The organism is Promicromonospora sp. NPDC060204 (assembly GCF_042728455.1).
GTDB lineage: Bacteria > Actinomycetota > Actinomycetes > Actinomycetales > Cellulomonadaceae > Promicromonospora.
This window is the reverse complement of the sequence record NZ_JBHWZO010000027.1, coordinates 20541-36741: the sequence shown is the minus strand read 5'-3', so window position 1 is coordinate 36741 and position 16201 is coordinate 20541. Positions and strand designations below refer to the sequence as shown.

General features: G+C 73.9%; 8 protein-coding genes. 4 read left to right on the top strand and 4 right to left on the bottom strand.

What is annotated here, in order from left to right; translation table 11 throughout:
• Positions 1-45 precede the first annotated feature (45 nt).
• Positions 46-3882, bottom strand: coding sequence for a S8 family serine peptidase (locus ACFWEJ_RS06025; RefSeq protein ID WP_377228294.1), 3837 nt, complete (start codon positions 3880-3882; stop codon positions 46-48).
• A gap of 116 nt (positions 3883-3998) precedes the next feature.
• Between ACFWEJ_RS06025 and ACFWEJ_RS06020 the strand changes: the two genes are divergently transcribed.
• Together ACFWEJ_RS06020 and ACFWEJ_RS06015 are read left to right on the top strand one after the other, a co-directional pair.
• Positions 3999-5006, top strand: a complete 1008-nt coding sequence (locus tag ACFWEJ_RS06020; RefSeq protein ID WP_377228293.1) for a helix-turn-helix domain-containing protein — start codon at positions 3999-4001, stop codon at positions 5004-5006.
• A gap of 72 nt (positions 5007-5078) precedes the next feature.
• Positions 5079-6380, top strand: a complete 1302-nt coding sequence (locus ACFWEJ_RS06015) for an MFS transporter (protein WP_377228292.1) — start codon at positions 5079-5081, stop codon at positions 6378-6380.
• 19 nt (positions 6381-6399) lie between these two features.
• Here ACFWEJ_RS06015 and ACFWEJ_RS06010 read toward each other — a convergent pair whose 3' ends face one another.
• The 3 genes from ACFWEJ_RS06010 to ACFWEJ_RS06000 form a co-directional block, all read right to left on the bottom strand.
• Entirely contained in the window at positions 6400-7224 is an 825-nt protein-coding gene (locus ACFWEJ_RS06010; protein WP_377228291.1) for an alpha/beta hydrolase, read from the bottom strand.
• Between the two features lie 96 nt (positions 7225-7320).
• Positions 7321-8145: an alpha/beta fold hydrolase gene (locus tag ACFWEJ_RS06005; protein WP_377228290.1), complete on the bottom strand. Its 825-nt coding sequence runs from the start codon at positions 8143-8145 to the stop codon at positions 7321-7323.
• A 105-nt stretch (positions 8146-8250) separates the two neighbouring features.
• A complete protein-coding gene (locus ACFWEJ_RS06000) occupies positions 8251-10998 on the bottom strand; it encodes an AAA family ATPase (protein ID WP_377228289.1) in 2748 nt (915 codons plus the stop codon).
• Between the two features lie 110 nt (positions 10999-11108).
• On the opposite strand from ACFWEJ_RS06000, the gene ACFWEJ_RS05995 reads away from it, so the two are divergent.
• Positions 11109-11954: an alpha/beta fold hydrolase gene (locus ACFWEJ_RS05995; protein ID WP_377228288.1), complete on the top strand. Its 846-nt coding sequence runs from the start codon at positions 11109-11111 to the stop codon at positions 11952-11954.
• Between the two features lie 174 nt (positions 11955-12128).
• Positions 12129-16178, top strand: coding sequence for a S8 family serine peptidase (locus ACFWEJ_RS05990; RefSeq protein ID WP_377228287.1), 4050 nt, complete (start codon positions 12129-12131; stop codon positions 16176-16178).
• Positions 16179-16201 lie beyond the last annotated feature (23 nt).

Genomic DNA, 16201 nt, shown 5'->3' with positions numbered 1-16201 from the left:
CAATAAGTATGCTCGAGACCCGGCCTCGCCGTCGTTCCGGAGGGCCTACTTCTTGCCGGCGATGCCGAATGCCGCCGTGACCTCCTGGGTCACCGAGTTGCCGGCGTCGTCACGGGCGGTCGCCCGCAGCGAGACCAGGTCGGCGCCGCGGGACGGGATGCGCAGCTTCGCCTCCCAGCGGTCGTCGTCGCGCTTCAGCGAGACCTTGGACCACGTGGTGCCGCCGTCGTAGCTGACCTCCAGCGTCGCCCCGTCGACCGTGCCGGCCCGCGGCGCGCCCGGCACCGTGTACGGCTCCACCGCGAATGGCACGGTCGAGCCGGCCCGGACGGTGCCGTCCAGCGCGGTGTCCACGTCGTAGTCGAGCTGGACCAGCGGGAGCGGCGTGCCGTTCTCGCCGGGCACGGCCTCGTCGGCCTGGTCGGCCACGAAGGTCCACGACGTGCGGGTGCTCGTCGAGTACCGGTGCGCGTCGTCCGCGGCGTCGGTGTCGATCTCGAACCGGTACTTCTGCGGCCCCTCGACCACCGGGACCGACGTCTGGACCGCCTGGCCGATGTTCTCGCGCACCAGGGTGTCGCCCTGGTAGAGGCGGGAGGTCACCGGGGTCTCGCCCCAGCCGAACCCACCGGTCAGGCCGTTCGGGCCGCCCGCGGTGGACACGTTGACCGCGAACCAGTCGCCGCCGTGCCACGGGCCCCAGTAGCCGTCGCCCGTGCGGGGCGCCGCCACGGGAGCCCACCAGTCGCGCACCGTGGTGCTGCGCGCCGCATACGCCTGGCGGACGCCGCGCTGCTCCCAGCCGCTCTCGTGGTTCACGTTCTCGTACCACTCGACGTCGTCGTACGTGGAGACGTAGTCGGTCCGCTCCGTCTTCGTGGGCTGCAGGGCCCGGACGCTCAGGCACGGCGGCCACTGGTAGTCGCGGCAGTCGGCACGGTCGTCGACGGCGAGCCGCTCGTCCGTGTCGTTGTACCGGCTCTCCACCGTGGCGAGCTGCCGGCTGGTCGGCGCCAGGGCGAGTTCGGCGGGGATCTCGCCGGGCCAGCTCTTGGACACGTCGTACAGGTACGTCGGGAACTCCACGGCCTTGCCGGTCAGCGTGAGCCGGCCCTTGGCGGCGGCCTTCAGGAGCTTGGCGCCCTGGGCGGACGACACCGCGACGACGGGCAGGTCGCCCTGCGTGACGTTCTCGACCAGGGAGCCGGGGCGGTCGTTGACCACCACGAGCAGCGCGGCACCGGCAGCCTGGGCGGCGGCCTCCCGCTCCTCGGCGGACACGGCGTCGTCCCTGGTCACCAGCACTGCGCGACCCTCGGCACGGACGCCCTCGTAGTCGGCGGCCGTACCGGTGCCGGCAGCGACGGCTCGCAGCGACACCCGGCCGTCGAGCCGCGCGGAACCATTCTGGTAGACCGGGTCGAACGCGACCGGCAGCGGGCTCCAGGCCGTCAGGTCGAGCGCGGGCTCGATGGCCCGCCACCGCACGGCGAAGTCGAAGTCGGCGCTGTCGACGGGACCGGTCTTAGCGGCGTAGAACGAGTCGACGTCGGCCGGCACCGCGTACGTGGCGCCGAACGTCGAGTACAGGCCGCCGATCCCGGAGTCGTTGAAGAACTGGAACCGCCGGTAGGCGACGTCGCTCGCGCGGGGCGTGTCGAGCGTCAGCTCGTCGGCGTCGCGTGCGTCCAGCACGAGCGACTGGTCCGCGTCGGTGACGACGACCTGCGGGTCGCCGACCAGCGCGATGCCCGTCGAGCCCGGCCCCTTCGAGCCGGCGACGTCGAGGAACGCGGTGGCGGAGTAGACGCCCGGCTGCAGGCGCTGCGTCGGCACCTCGCCCGTGGCCGGGTCGATCGGCAGGCTGCTGACGAACTGGTCGCCGTAGCGGTAGAAGTCCACGTAGCCGCTTGCCGGCTTGCCGGACCGGTCCAGCGCGGTGATGTCGAGGCCGTACCGCTCCTCCTCCTTGACCAGCGCGACGGCGGTGCGGACGGTCACCTCGCCCGAGGCGTCCGTACCGACGACGGCGCCGCTGTACTTGCCCGCGAGCACCGCGTCGTCGGCGTCGGCGGTGACCGCGACGTCGGCCGTGCCGCCCGCCGGGACCACCACCTCGGAGGCGGACAGGGTCATCAGGTCGCTCGGCGCGCCGTCCGGCCCGGTGACGTCGGTGCTCAGCGCGAGCGTGACGTCGGCGTCCGTGGAGTTGGTGAAGGTGACGGTGCTGCTCGCCGGCTCGTCGCCGTCGTGCGGCCAGTCGTAGAACCCGAGGAACCCGTCGCCGGAGGCGTCCACGCCGTCGAGCGCGGCCGGGACGTCCAGGCGGCCCGTGCCCACCTCGTACGCCGGGGCGTCGATGTCGGCGGCCGAGGAGACCAGCGCCTCCTTGAGCTGGGCGCCCGTGAGCTCCGGGTGCGCGCCCTTGACGATGGCGGCGGCGCCCGCGACGTGCGGGGTGGCCATGGAGGTGCCGTTCATCGACACGTACCAGCCCGAGCCGCCCGACTGCTGCGAGCGGGCCGCGACGATGCCGACGCCGGGCGCCGTCAGGTCGGGCTTGATCGCGTGGTCGCCCACGCGCGGGCCGTAGCTGGAGAAGGCGGCGCGCACGTCGTCGTCGTCCACCGCGCCGACCGTGAGGGCGGCGTCCGCGGTGCCGGGGCTGCCGAGCGAACCCTCCGCGTAGCTGTTGCCGGCCGCGACGACGAACAGGGCGCCCGTCTCCTCGCTCAGCGCGTTGAGCGCCTGCGCCATGGGGTCGGTGCCGTCGTTGAGGCTGTCGTCGCCGAGGCTCATGGAGACGACGTCCGCGTTGGCGGCGCCCCACTCCATGCCGGCGATGATCCACGAGTCCTGGCCGTAGCCGTCGTTGTCGAGCACCTTGCCGACCAGCAGGTCGGCGCCCGGGGCGACGCCCTTGTAGAGGCCGTCGCTCGCGGCGCCGGTGCCGAGCACCGTGGAGGCGACGTGCGTGCCGTGCCCGTGCTCGTCGTTGTCGACCGCCTGGCCGGGCACGAACGACTGCGCCTGCGCGATCTGGTCGGCCACGTCGGGGTGCGTGGCGTCGATGCCGGTGTCGAGCACGGCCACCGTGGCGCCCGTGCCGTCGAAGCCCGCGGCCCACGCCTCGGGCGCGCCGATCTGCGCGGTGCTGTGGTCCAGCGTGGACTCGGCCTTGCCGTCGAGCCAGATCTTCTCGACGCCGCCGCGGAACGTCCCGGCGTCCGCCGCCGCGCCGCGCGCCGTGCGCGCCGACCCGGCCTCGGGTGCGGCGACGGCCGACCAGAAGGCCGACGCCTTCTTCTTGCTCGCGTCCACGGCCGAGGCGTCGATGCTCGGCAGGTCGAGCGTGCGCTTCGCCCCCGGCAGCTCGGTCGCGGCGGAGCGTGCCGCGGCGCGCGTGTGCTCCAGGATGAGCGGCGTCGCGGCCACGGTCTCGTCGTCGTACTGCATCTCCAGCAGCGCGGTGACGTCGAACAGCCGCCGGTCCAGCGTGCCCGCGGCCAGGTACGGCAGCGCGGCGTCGGGCACCACGTAGAGGTGGTCGCCCACCTGCTGGGTGCGGACGGCGCCGCCGTCGGCCGGCTCGACGCCCACCGTCAGCGCGCCCGAGTCGGTCGTGGTGACGTCCACGACGTCGCCGGTCACGAGGGTCACGGTGGTGCGGCCGTCGGCCAGGGCGGGCGTGGCCGGCGCGGAGCCGCCGGAGCCGGAGCCTGCGCCGCCGGAAGCGGTGCTGCCCGAGGCGGGCTCGGAGCCGGACGTGGGTTCGGTGTTCGCGTGCGCCGTGGTGGCCATCGCAGCGACCAGGGCGGTCGCGGCGACTGCCGCGGCGGCCCGGGTGGCGGCCGACAGCCCGCGCCGAGTGGGGGATCTCATGGACCTGGACACTCCCAGCGAGCGGCGACACGTCACAAGAGGCGCATCGTGGCGGCTTTACGGCATGTCGTGACTCCGCCAGAGTTGGGCACCCATCGACGTGACGGAGGAGTGCCATGCTCGGCGACGTGCTCGGACTGACCCCTGACGAGACCCTCGCGTACAGCGAGCTCGTCGCCCTGCCCTCGGCGACCGTCGCGGACCTCGCGGCCGCGCTCAGCCCCTTCGGCACCTCGCTGGGCGACGCCCACCGGCTGCTGCGCCGCCTGGAGGAGCACGGTCTGGCCGCGCGGATCACCGGCGACGAGCGGCGGTTCGCGGCCGCGCCGCCCGCGATCGCGCTCGGGGCGCTCCTCGCGCGCCGGCAGGACGAGGTGCGGCACGCCGAGGTCGAGCTCAGCCGCCTGGAGGAGGTCTACCGGGTGGCCGCGGCGGGCCGCGGGCCCACCGACGTGGTCGACGTGATCCGGGGCGAGGACGCCGTGCGGCACCGGTTCGAGCAGCTCCAGCTCGGGGCGCGCGAGTGCGTCGACGCGTTCGTGCGGCCGCCGGTGATCGTCACGTCCAGCCAGGAGAACTCCGCCGAGGGCCAGGCCGTGGAGCGGGGCGTGCAGTACCGCGTGGTGGTGGAGCGCAGCATGCTGGAGAGCCAGGACGTGACGATCGACGAGGCCGTCGAGGCCACGGAGGCGGGGGAGGACGTCCGGTTCGCCGAGCGCGTGCCGCTCAAGCTCATCGTGATCGACCGCCGGCTCGCCCTCATGCCGCTCACGTCGTCGGGCGACGTCGTCGGCGCGCTGCTGGTGCGCGAGAGCACGCTGCTCGACGCCCTGCTCGCGCTCTTCGAGAACGTGTGGGACCGGGCGACGCCGCTGCTGGTGGGCACGTCCGGCATGGCGGGCGACGTCGTGGACCACGTGGACGACGACGACGCGCGCGTGCTCGGGCTGCTGCTCGCCGGGCTCACCGACCAGGCGGTGGCCAAGCAGCTCGGCACGTCGCTGCGTACCGTGCAGCGGCGGGTCCGGGCCCTGATGGACCTCGCCGGCGTCGAGACCCGGGTGCAGCTCGGCTGGCACGCCGCGACCCGCGGCTGGGTGCGCTCGGGGGCCGTGCCGGTGTGACGTTGCCGACGACGGCACGGTGACGGCCGAAATCCGCTTTCCTGGCGGTGGGCCGGGGGTGAGGATCGGGCAGTGACCTCCTCTCCACGCACCGGCGCCCTCGGATTCTGGGCGGACCTGCCGCAGGACGGCCGCTGGCTGCTGTCCACTGTGGTGGTGCAGTTCTTCGGCCGCGGCCTGACGCTGCCCTTCACGATCATCTACCTGCACGAGGTGCGCGGGTTCTCGCTCGCCCTGTCCGGCACGCTCATGGGCCTGATCGCCGTGGTCGGCGTGCTCGTGACCGGCCCGGCCGGTGCCCTCGTCGACCGGTACGGGGCCCGGCGCGTCATGCTCACCGGCCTGTTCTTCGCCGTCGCGGGCTACTCGGTGCTGGCCTTCGCCACCACCCCGGTGGTCGCGGCCGCCGGGCTCGCACTGTTCGGCGTGCAGCTCGGCGTCGGCTGGCCGTCCGTGAACGCGCTGGTGGCCACGGTGGTCGACGGCGACCTGCGCCAGCGGTACTACGGCGTGAACTTCGCGCTGCTCAACCTCGGTGTCGGCGTGGGCGGCGTGGTGGGCGGGCTCGTGGTCGACGTCGAGCGGCCCGGCACGTTCGTGATGGCGTTCCTGGTCAACGCCGCGACGTTCCTGCTGCCCGTCGCGGTGCTGCTCGGGCCGCTGCGCCACCTGCACGGACGGGTGGACCGGCCGCACGACGCCGAGGTCGGCGGCGAGAGCTACCTGGCGATCCTGCGCCGCCCCGAGGTGCTGTGGCTCGCGGCGCTCGGGCTGCTCGCGGCGTTCGTGGGCTACGGCCAGATGGAGGGCGGCTTCCCGGCCTTCGCCCGGCAGGTCGCCGAGGTCTCCACGCGCGTGGTCGGCTTCGCGTTCGTGGTGAACACCGTGGTGATCGTGGCCCTGCAGTTCTGGGTGATGAACCGCGTGCGCGGGCGGCACCGCACGCGGGTGCTCGCGCTCATGGCGGTCGTCTGGGCGGTGGCCTGGCTGCTGCTCGGGGTGACCGGGCTGGTGCCGGGCGGCATGGCCGCCGTCGTGATCGTCCTGGCGTTCCACGGCGTGTTCGGCCTGGGGGAGACCCTCATGCAGTCCGTGCTGCCCGCGCTGACCAACGACATGGCGCCCGCACACCTGCGCGGCCGGTACAACGCGATCGGGTCGGGCTCGTTCCAGGCGGGCACCATCGCGGGGCCCGTGGTGGCGGGGCTGCTGCTGGAGCACGGCTGGTCCGGCGCGTTCATCGGCGTGGTGGTGGCCGGCTGCGCCGGGATCGCGGCGACGGCGTTCGCCGTCGGACGGCGGATCACGCCGGAGGTGAACGGCGTCGCGGACGCGACCCCGACGTCGTCCCCCACCGCCGCGACCCCGGCCTGAGCCGGGGCCGCGGGAGCGGTCAGGTGACCGGGTCCGACGACGACGCGTGCTCCTGCGCCCACGTCAGGGCGTGGTCCGCCACCTCCTGCCAGCCCTCAGCCCCGCACGTCCAGTGGTCGCGGCCCTCGAACTCGAAGTACTCCGTGATCGCGGGCGACTTGTCGTAGTGCTTGGCGTTGGACCGGTTCACCGACGGCGGCATGATGTGGTCCTCGCTGCCGGCGATGAAGAGCAGGGGAGCACGGTCGGCGGCGTAGTCCACGAAGGTCTCCTGCGGCCCGGGCTTGAAGTTGGCGAACAGCCCGTACTCCCAGACCCAGTGGCCCGGCGCCGGGATGGCGTACCGCTCCCAGACCTGGCGGGACTCCTCCTCCGAGAGCGTGTTGGTGAACGCGTAGTGGAACTCCTCGGCCGTGAAGCCGACGGCGCGGTGTCGGTTGGCGGGGTTCTTCAGCGCGGGGAACAGCGACCTGGCCTGGGACAACGGGTTGACCCGCACGCCCTCGGTCGGTGCGGAGTCGATCACCACGCCCGCGGCGCCGAGCCCCCGGGCGAGCAGGAGCTGCGTCAGGGTGCCGCCGAACGAGTGGCCGATGATGATCGGCGGGCTCGGCAGCGCCTCGATCACGCCGGCTAGGTGGTCCACCGTCTCGGGCACGGTGAGCTTCGCGATGAGGTCCGGGTCGGCCCGCAGGGCCTCGACCTCGATCTCGAAGCCGGGGTAGCCGGGCGTCACCACGTTCAGCCCCTTGGCCTGGTAGTGGTCGACCCACGCCTCCCAGCTGCGCGGGGTCATCCAGAGGCCGTGGACCAGGACGACGGTGTCGGGTTGTGCTGCGTTCATGACAGAGCTCCTCGGGGTGGGGTCGGGCGGGAACAGCGGGGACGGCGGGGGACAGCGGGGACGGACGGGCGCGAGGACGGCCGGGGACGAGGACGGTCAGCCGTCGATGAACGCCAGCAGGTCGGCGTGCAGGCGCTCGCGCTCCGTGTCGGGCAGGGCGTGGGCGGCGCCCTCGTAGACGGTCAGGACGGCGTCGTCGACCAGCGCGGCGGACCGCTTGCCGCCCACCTCGAACGGCACGATCTGGTCGTCGTCGCCGTGGATGACGAGCGTCGGCACGTCGACCTTCGCGAGGTCCGGCCGGAAGTCCGTGGCCGAGAACGCCGCGATGCACTCGTAGGCGCCGCGGTGCCCCGTCGCCATGCCCTGCGCCCAGAACGCGTCGCGGAACCCCTGGTCGACGTCCTGGTTCCGGTTGTGCCCGAAGAACGGGCCGTCGGCCAGGTCGCGGTAGAGCTGGGCCCGGTTGGCCCGCTCGCCCGCGCGGATCGCGTCGAAGGTCTCGGGCGGCAGGCCCTCCGGGTTGTCGGCGGTGCGTGTCATGAGCGGCGGAACGGCGGAGACCAGCACGAGCTTGGCGACCCGAGCGGTGCCGTGTCGGCCCACGTAGCGCACGATCTCGCCGCCGCCGGTGGAGTGGCCCACGAGGGTCAGGTCGCGCAGGTCGAGGGTGTCGATGAGCACCGCGAGGTCGTCGGCGTAGGTGTCCATCTCGTTGCCCTGCCAGGTCTGGCTGGACCGGCCGTGGCCGCGCCGGTCGTGCGCGACGACGCGGTGACCCCGCTCGGCCAGGAACAGCGCCGCCGCCTCCCACGCGTCGGAGCTCAGCGGCCAGCCGTGGCTCAGCAGCACCGGCGTACCGTCCGTGCCCCAGTCCCGGTAGAAGATCTCGGCGCCGTCGTCCGCTGTGACGTAAGGCATGTGGCCCCCCTCGGTCGGTCGGGTGATGGACCTCGACCTTCCCGCCGCGCCCGGTGCGCGCGGACCACGCGAACCGCGTAGTCCGTCGCGGGCCCGTGACCTGGGCTACGACGTGGTGGGGCGGGGCGGGGCCGCCAGCCGGTCGGCGAGCTGCCGCCGCGACGTGACGCCGAGCTTCTGGAACACCTTGCGCAGGTGGTAGTCGACGGTGCTGGGGCTGATGAACAGGTTCGCCGCGATCTCGGGGTTGGTGTGGCCGGCCGAGGCGAGCCGCGCGACGGTGTGCTCCTGCGCCGTCAGGCCGAACCGCCGCGGTGGCACGTCGATGTCCCCCGAGGCGCCCACGGCCGCGAGCTCCGCGACCGTCCGGGCGACGAACAGCTCGGCGCCGCTGTGGTGGAAGTGCGCCAGGGCGAGCCGGAGCTGCTCGGCCGCGTCCCGCCGGCGCCGGGCCCGGCGCAGCCACTCGCCGTAGACCAGGTGCGCCCGGGCCAGGTCCATCTCGGCCCCCGTGCCGCCCAGGGCCTCGACCGAGGCGACGTGGTGCCGCTCGGCGTCCTCGTCCGTCCCGGCCAGCGCCAGCGCCCGCTCGGCGACGCCGCGGCACCAGGGCGAGCCGTTCGTCTCCGCCAGGGAGGCCAGCAGCCCGGCGACCCGCGTCGCTTCCTCGGGGTGCCCGCTGCGCGCCGCCGCCTCGACGTAGTCCTGGTACTGGTCGGGTGTGACCTGCAGGAACGGGTCGGCGATCAGGGGGCTGAGCCGCTCGTACGCGTCCTGGTAGGCGCCCTCCGCGAGGTCGCGGACCGCGAGCGACGCGACGGCGGAGGCCTCGACCCCGCCGAAACCCGTGGCGGCGGCGCCGTCGGCGATCGCCCGGACGACGTCGCGGGGGGCACCGCCCCACGCCAGGACGGCGACGTTGGGCACGTTCTCGGCGTCCCACCCCATGGCCCGCCGCACCTCGCGCACCAGCTCGTCGTACGCGCCGGCCCGCCGCAGGGTGCCGCCCCACAGCTCCGAGAGCGCCATCACCCACAGCAGCGTGTCGAGCACCTGCAGCGCCCCGGAGTCGCGCGCCGCCTGGGCCGCGCGGTCGAGCCCGGCGGCCCGCCCGGCGTCGTCCCAGAGGAACGTGCCCAGCGACGCGATGGCCGTGCCCATGTGCATCATCAGGTCGTCGGGGAGCGAGAGGATCGCGGCCATGGCCGCGCGCGCCGGGGCCACGGCCCGCGGGTACGGGTCGAGCACGATGGCGCCCAGCCCCCGCAGGATGTCCGACGTCGGGCCGTCGGCCAGGTCGGCGCCGGCCTTCAGCCGCCGGCCCAGCTCCGCCTGGGTGACCCCGCTCATCAGCCGGTCGGCCGTGCAGCAGCTCTCGAACGCCCGCAGGAGTGCCACCTGCTCCCGCTCGGCGTCCTGCCCGTGGAACGCGTCGGCGGCGCGCAGGTGCGCCGCGGTGGCGCCGCGCACCCCCTCGGCGTCGGCGGTGAACAGGCTGAGCGCGGTGCGCACCGTCAGCGCGCGGCCCCGCGTCACCGGATCCACGGCCGCCAGGTCGATCTCGTCCACGAGCCGCTGGGCCACATGGGCCGCGCCCACGGCCAGCGCGGCCTCGGCCGCGCCGACCTGGCGCGCGTCGCGGACCGGGCCGGGCGCCGTCAGCTCGGCGGCCCGCGTCAGGATGGTCGCGCGCGAGGCGAGGCCGCCGCGCCGCGCGGCCAGGTCCGCGGTGTGCGCCAGCCGGTCGGCGACGGCGGGGTCCGTGCCCAGCACGGCGCGCGCGGCGTGCCAGGCCTCGGTCTCGACCATGCCGAGGCCCTCGGCCGCCCGGGCGAGCGCCCCGTGCATCCGGCGCAGCTCCGCGCCGGGCGCGGCGTTGTAGACGGCGGACCGCACCAGCGGGTGCCGGAACCGCACGACGGGCTGGAGCTCCACCAGGCCGGCCACCTCGGCGCGGTCGCCGTCGTCGGGTCCCAGGCCCACGTCGGCGGCCGCCGCGGTCACCAGGTCGATGTTCCCGGTCGAGTCCGCCGCGGCCAGCAGCACCCAGGTCTGCACGCGCGGGTCGGCCCGCCGCACCTGCCGCACGTAGTGCTCCTCCAGGTGCCGGCCGACGGGCACCGGCGCGCCGCCGAGGCCCAGGTCCGGGAGCTCGTGCACCAGGGCGTCGCCCGCCAGGTCGATCAGGGCCAGCGGGTTACCCCCGGTCGCGCGGGCGATGGCGGCGGCCGCCGACGGCGCGAGCGGCCGCTCCGCCGACCGGTTCAGGAGCTGCGCCGCCGCCTCGGGGTCGAGACCCGTGAGGCCGAGCCGCGGCACGCCGCCCATCCGGTCGGCGAACCCGCCGTCGTCCCGGGCCGCGAAGACCACCGCCACGTTCTCGACCGCGAGGCGCCGCGCCACGAAGGCGAGGGCGTCCAGGCTCTCGGCGTCGATCAGGTGCGCGTCGTCGACCACGCACACCACCGGGGTGTCGGCCCCGGCGGCGGCGAGGAGCCCGAGCACGCCGAGGCCCACCAGGAACCGGTCCGGGGCCGGCCCGTCGGCCTGGCCGGACGCCACGCGCACCGCCTGCCGCTGCCGCGCCGGGAGGCTCTCGCAGTGCTCGCGGAGCAGGGAGACGAGCCGCTGCACGGCCGCGAACGGGATGGTCGACTCCGACTCGTACCCGTCCAGGCGGATCGTGGCGAGGCCCGGTGCCCGCGTCGCCGCGGTCAGCAGGCAGGTCTTGCCGATGCCCGGCTCGCCCAGGACCAGCAGCGATCCGCCGCGGCCGTTGCGCGCACCGCCGAGCAGCGTGGCCAGCCGGCGCAGCTCCTCGTCGCGCCCCACGGGGGCGGCGGCGGTTTCCATGCGCCCCACGGTAGGGCCGACGGCGAGGGACTACGTGGTTCACGTGGTCCATATCACCCGGCCCGCTGCGGATGATCTTTGGTGTCCGTACCACGACAGGAGACATACCGATGACCAGGAGACGCTTCACCCGCCCCACCGCACTGGTCGCAGCGCTCGCTACCGCGCTGCTCGCACTCTCTTCCGTGACCGGCGCCACCGCGCCGGCCCGTACGCACGGCTCCTCGGGGGGCCACGGTGACCACGACAAGCCCACCATCGTGCTGGTCCACGGCGCGTTCGCCGACTCCAGCGGCTGGTCCGGCGTCACCGAGCGCCTCCAGGACCGCGGTTACCCGGTCCTGGCGTTCTCCAACCCGCTGCGCGGCCCGACGTCGGACAGCGAGTACCTGCGCCTCTTCCTCGACACGATCGAGGGGCCGATCGTGCTGGTGGGCCACTCCTACGGCGGCGCCGTCATCACCAACGCCGCGACCGGCGACGAAGACGTCGAGGCCCTGGTCTACGTGGCGGCCTTCGCGCTCGCGGAGGGTGAGACCGTGGCCGACGCCAACGCGCTGGGCGGTGGCCCGCCGCCCGTGGTGATCGACCACCTGGTGCTGCGCCCGTACCCGGGAGCCCCCGAGAACGACGCCGACGCCTACATCGATCCCGAGTGGTACCCGCGGCTGTTCGCCCAGGACCTCCCGCGCGACACGGCCCGCGTCATGGCCACCAGCCAGCGCCCGGCGACGCTGAGCTCGCTCGTGACGCCGTCCGGCCCGCCCGCCTGGGAGGACATCCCGAGCTGGTACATCGTGGCCAAGAACGACCGGATCATCCCGCCCCAGGCGGAACGGGCCATGGCCGAGCGCGCCGGCTCCACGACGGTAGAGCTCAAGAGCTCGCACGTCGCGATGATCAGCCAGCCGGGTGCCGTCACCAAGGTCATCCTGGACGCGGCCCGCAACAGCTGACGTCCTGTCCGCCGCCCGGGTGCTGGTTCCCAGGCGGCGGACAGCGGGTGATCAGTCGACTTTCGTTGCCCTTTTCGCCCGCTCTCTCCAGAGTGTCACGTGGCCCTCGCTCGTGGGCCAGTGGTTGCGCCCCGCACGGAGCGCTTGCACCCCGGAGGCAAGATGCACAGTCGCATGCCAACCAGACGCGCGCCGATCGCTCTCGCAGCGGTCGGCGCTCTGCTGGCCACCACGGTGAGCGTGACCCCTGCGCTCGCGAGCACACCGGCACCCTCGCAGACAGTCGGTAAGGTCGCCGCCGACGTGCCGGAGCGTGCCGCCGACAAGCTCACGCCCGGCGTGCAGACACGGCTGGAGGCCAAGGATACCGCCGACTTCTGGGTCCGGTTCGCCGACACCCCGGACCTCGCCCCGGCGAAGGCGATCGCCGACTGGGACGAGCGCGGTCAGTACGTCTACGACGCCCTGACCCGGACGGCCAAGGCGTCGCAGGCGGGTGTCGTCGCCGACCTGGAGGCCGCGGGCGCCGACTACGAGTCCTACTGGATCAGCAACGCGATCCTCGTCGAGGACGGCACCCGGGAGCTCGCGGAGCAGGTCGCCGCGAGCCGCGAGGTCGAGCAGGTGCACGAGCGGTTCGCGGCGCAACGCGTCGAGCCCGTCGAGCGCAAGGCCCCGACCGCGCGGGCTCCGCTCGCGACCGAGTGGGGCCTCGACGCGATCCACGCCCCCGAGGTGTGGGACCTGGGCTACACGGGTGAGGGCATCACCGTGGCCAACATCGACTCCGGCGTCGACGTGGAGCACCCGGCACTCCTGGAGCACTACCGGGGCTACCTGGGCGAGGGCGGCCTGAGCAACGACTACAACTGGTTCGACGCCGGCGGCTACTGCGACGGCTCCCCGTGCGACGGCGACGCCCACGGCACGCACGTCATGGGCACCATGGTGGGCGACGACGGCGCGGGCAACCAGGTCGGCGTCGCACCGGGCGCCGACTGGATCGCGGCCAACGGCTGCGCCTCCTGCTCGGACGCCGACCTGCTCGCGTCCGGCCAGTGGATCCTCGCGCCGACGCGCGCCGACGGCTCGGACCCCGACCCGTCGCAGCGCCCGCACGTCGTGAACAACTCGTGGGGTCAGCAGGAGCCCGGCGCCATCGACGACTTCCTGTCCGAGGAGATCGCCGCCTGGGAGGCGGCGGGCATCTTCGGCGCATGGGCGGCGGGCAACGCGGGCGAGGCCGGCTGCCAGTCGACGTCGTCCCCGGGGGCCAACGTGGCCACCTACGCGGCCGGCGCGTTCGGGGAGTCCGGCGAGATCGCCGAGTTCTCCTCGCGCGGCCCGGGCGCCGACGGCGTGACCAAGCCGAACCTGGCCGCCCCCGGCGACAATGTGCGCTCGTCCGTGCCCGGCGGCGACTACGCCGAGTTCAGCGGCACGTCCATGGCGTCGCCGCACCTCGCGGGTGCCGTGGCGCTCCTGTGGAGCGCGGCCCCGGTCCTGGTGGGCGACATCGAGGGCACCCAGGCCCTGCTCGACCAGACGTCGGTCGACGTGGCCGACGACACCTGCGGCGGCACCCCCGCCGACAACAACGTGTGGGGCGAGGGCAAGCTCGACGTCGCGGCGCTCGTCGCGGCCGCGCCGACCGACGGCTTCGGCTTCGTCGAGGGCACCGTGACCGACGCCGACGGCGAGCCCGTCGGCGGCGCGCGCGTCACGTCCGGCGAGCGCTCCGACACCACGGACTCGGAGGGCGCCTACCGTCTGGGCCTCGAGGAGGGCGCGCACGACCTGGCCGTATCGGCCTTCGGGTACCTGGACGCCACGGCGCAGGCCGACGTCGTCGAGCGTGAGACCGTCACGGTGGACGTGAGCCTGGAGGCCGCGCCCACGACGACCGTGACCGGTACCGTCACCGACGGTTCCGGGCACGGCTGGCCGCTCGACGCCGAGGTCACGGTGCAGGGCGCGCCGAGCAGCGTCGCCGCCTGGACCGACCCGTTCACGGGGGAGTACTCGCTGGAGCTGCCGCAGTCGGCCACGCACACGCTGGTGGTGCAGCCGTCCGTTGCGGGGTACGCGACCTTCACGCGGGACGTCGAGGTGGGCACCGGGCCCACGTCGGCCGACGCCCCGCTCGCCGTGCTCGCCGAGTGCACCGCGCCCGGCTACGCCCTGACCGGGGCGGGCATCGGTGCCGAGGAGTTCGAGTCAGGTGACGTGCCCGAGGGCTGGACGGTCGAGGACCTGGCCGGCACCGAACAGGTCTGGACCTTCGACGACCGGTTCGAGTCGTCCAACCAGACCGGCGGCGAGGGCCTGTTCGCCGAGGTGAACAGCGACGCCTACGGCGAGGAAGGTGTGCAGGACACGACGCTCACCTCGCCGTCCTACGACCTGAGCGGCCTCGACGCGCCGCTGCTCACGTTCGACCAGGCGTACGCCGCGTTCTTCGACTACGCCGACGTGGACCTCAGCCTCGACGGCGGCGAGACGTGGGAGACGGTGCTGCACCAGACCTCCGACGCGCTCGGGCGCACGGTCGTGCCGCTGGCCGGCGCGGGCGGCGAGTCCGACGTGCGGGTCCGGTTCCACTACGGGGACGCCGTGTACGCCCTGTTCTGGCAGGTCGACAACGTCTCGGTCGGTTCGTGCGAGCCGGTCGACGGCGGCGTCGTGGCCGGGTTCGTCCACGACCTCAACACCGGTGACGGCGTGAACGGTGCCACGGTGACCGCGGGGGAGCAGAGCGTCCGGACCGCCGACCCCGAGAACCCGTCGGTCGACGCCGGCTACTACTCGCTGTTCACCCCGGCCACGGGCGAGCAGCAGGTCGGCTACGCGGCCAAGGACTACGAGCCCACCGAGGCCACGACGACGGTCGTCGCCGACGCGATCACCCGGCAGGACGTCGAGCTCGCGGCCCCGCTGCTGAGCGTCTCGCCGGGCGAGCTGCACCGCGAGGTGCGGCTGGGCGGCACCCGGTCCGGCTCGTTCACCGTGACGAACGAGGGCACCGCGCCCGCGGACGTCGAGGTGGCGCCCGCGTCGTCCGACTTCGAGATCCTCGGGGCCGCATCGGGCAGCGGCGTCATCAAGGGAGCCTCCGGCGAGGTGACCGAGGTGAGCACGGCGGCGCCGTCGGGCGCGAAGGGTGCCCAGGACGTGGCCGCGGCGAAGGACGACGGGCTGGCCCGGAACGGGAAGCACCCTGGGCGCACGGTGACGCCGTCCGCCCCGCCGGCGCTGCTCGCGGACGGGACCACCATCACGCACTCCTCGTCGCAGGACATCACGCTGGGCAACTCCGTGGCCTGCGTGGGCAGCCAGACGCAGTGGCTGCGCACGTTCACGCTGGAGGACTTCGACATCCAGGGCGAGCTGGCCGTGACCGACGTGTCCTTCGGCGTGGAGACCGCGGCGGCGGACACCGACGTCACCGTCAACCTGTACGAGCTCGACGGGGACTTCGTCTACGCGAACATGACGAAGGTCGGCACGGCCGACGTCACCCTGGAGGCGCAGGAGCTCACGCTGGTCGACGTGCCGGTCACCGGCACAGCGTCCGGCACGCTCGTGGTCGAGGTCGTCAGCTCGGGCGAGTTCTTCATCGGGTCCAACGCGGAGCCGGAGACGGCGCCGTCGTACCTGGCCTCCGACGACTGCGGCAACCCCGAGCCCGCGACGGTCGAGGAGCTCGGCTTCCCGGACATGCACACCGTGCTCAACGTGACCGGCGAGACCACGGTGGACGTGCCGTGGCTCGACGTCCAGCCGCCGGCGTTCACGCTGGCCCCGGGCGCGTCGGCCAAGGTGTTCGTGGACCTCGACAGCAGCCGGGTGGACCAGCCGGGCACCTACACCTCGGCGGTCGTGGCCGACGGCGGTACGCCGTACGCCGAGCCCCGGGTCCAGGTGTCTCTGGCTGTGACCCCGCCGGCGAGCTGGGGCAAGATCGCCGGCACGGTCACCGGAGCCACCTGTGATGACGAGACCGTCCCGCTGGAGGGCGCGTTCGTGGTCATCGACGGCTCGGAGTACGACGTCACGCTCGTCACCGGGCCGGACGGCGGCTACGCCCGCTGGATGGGGATGTCCAACAACCGGCTGTCGCTGCTCAGCTCGGCGACGGGCTACCCGCCGGAGTCGAAGCAGGCACGCATCATCAAGGGTCAGACCGTGGTGCACGACTTCGAGCTGAACGAGTACTGCGGCTAGTCCTTGTGGCTGGTCCATGCGGC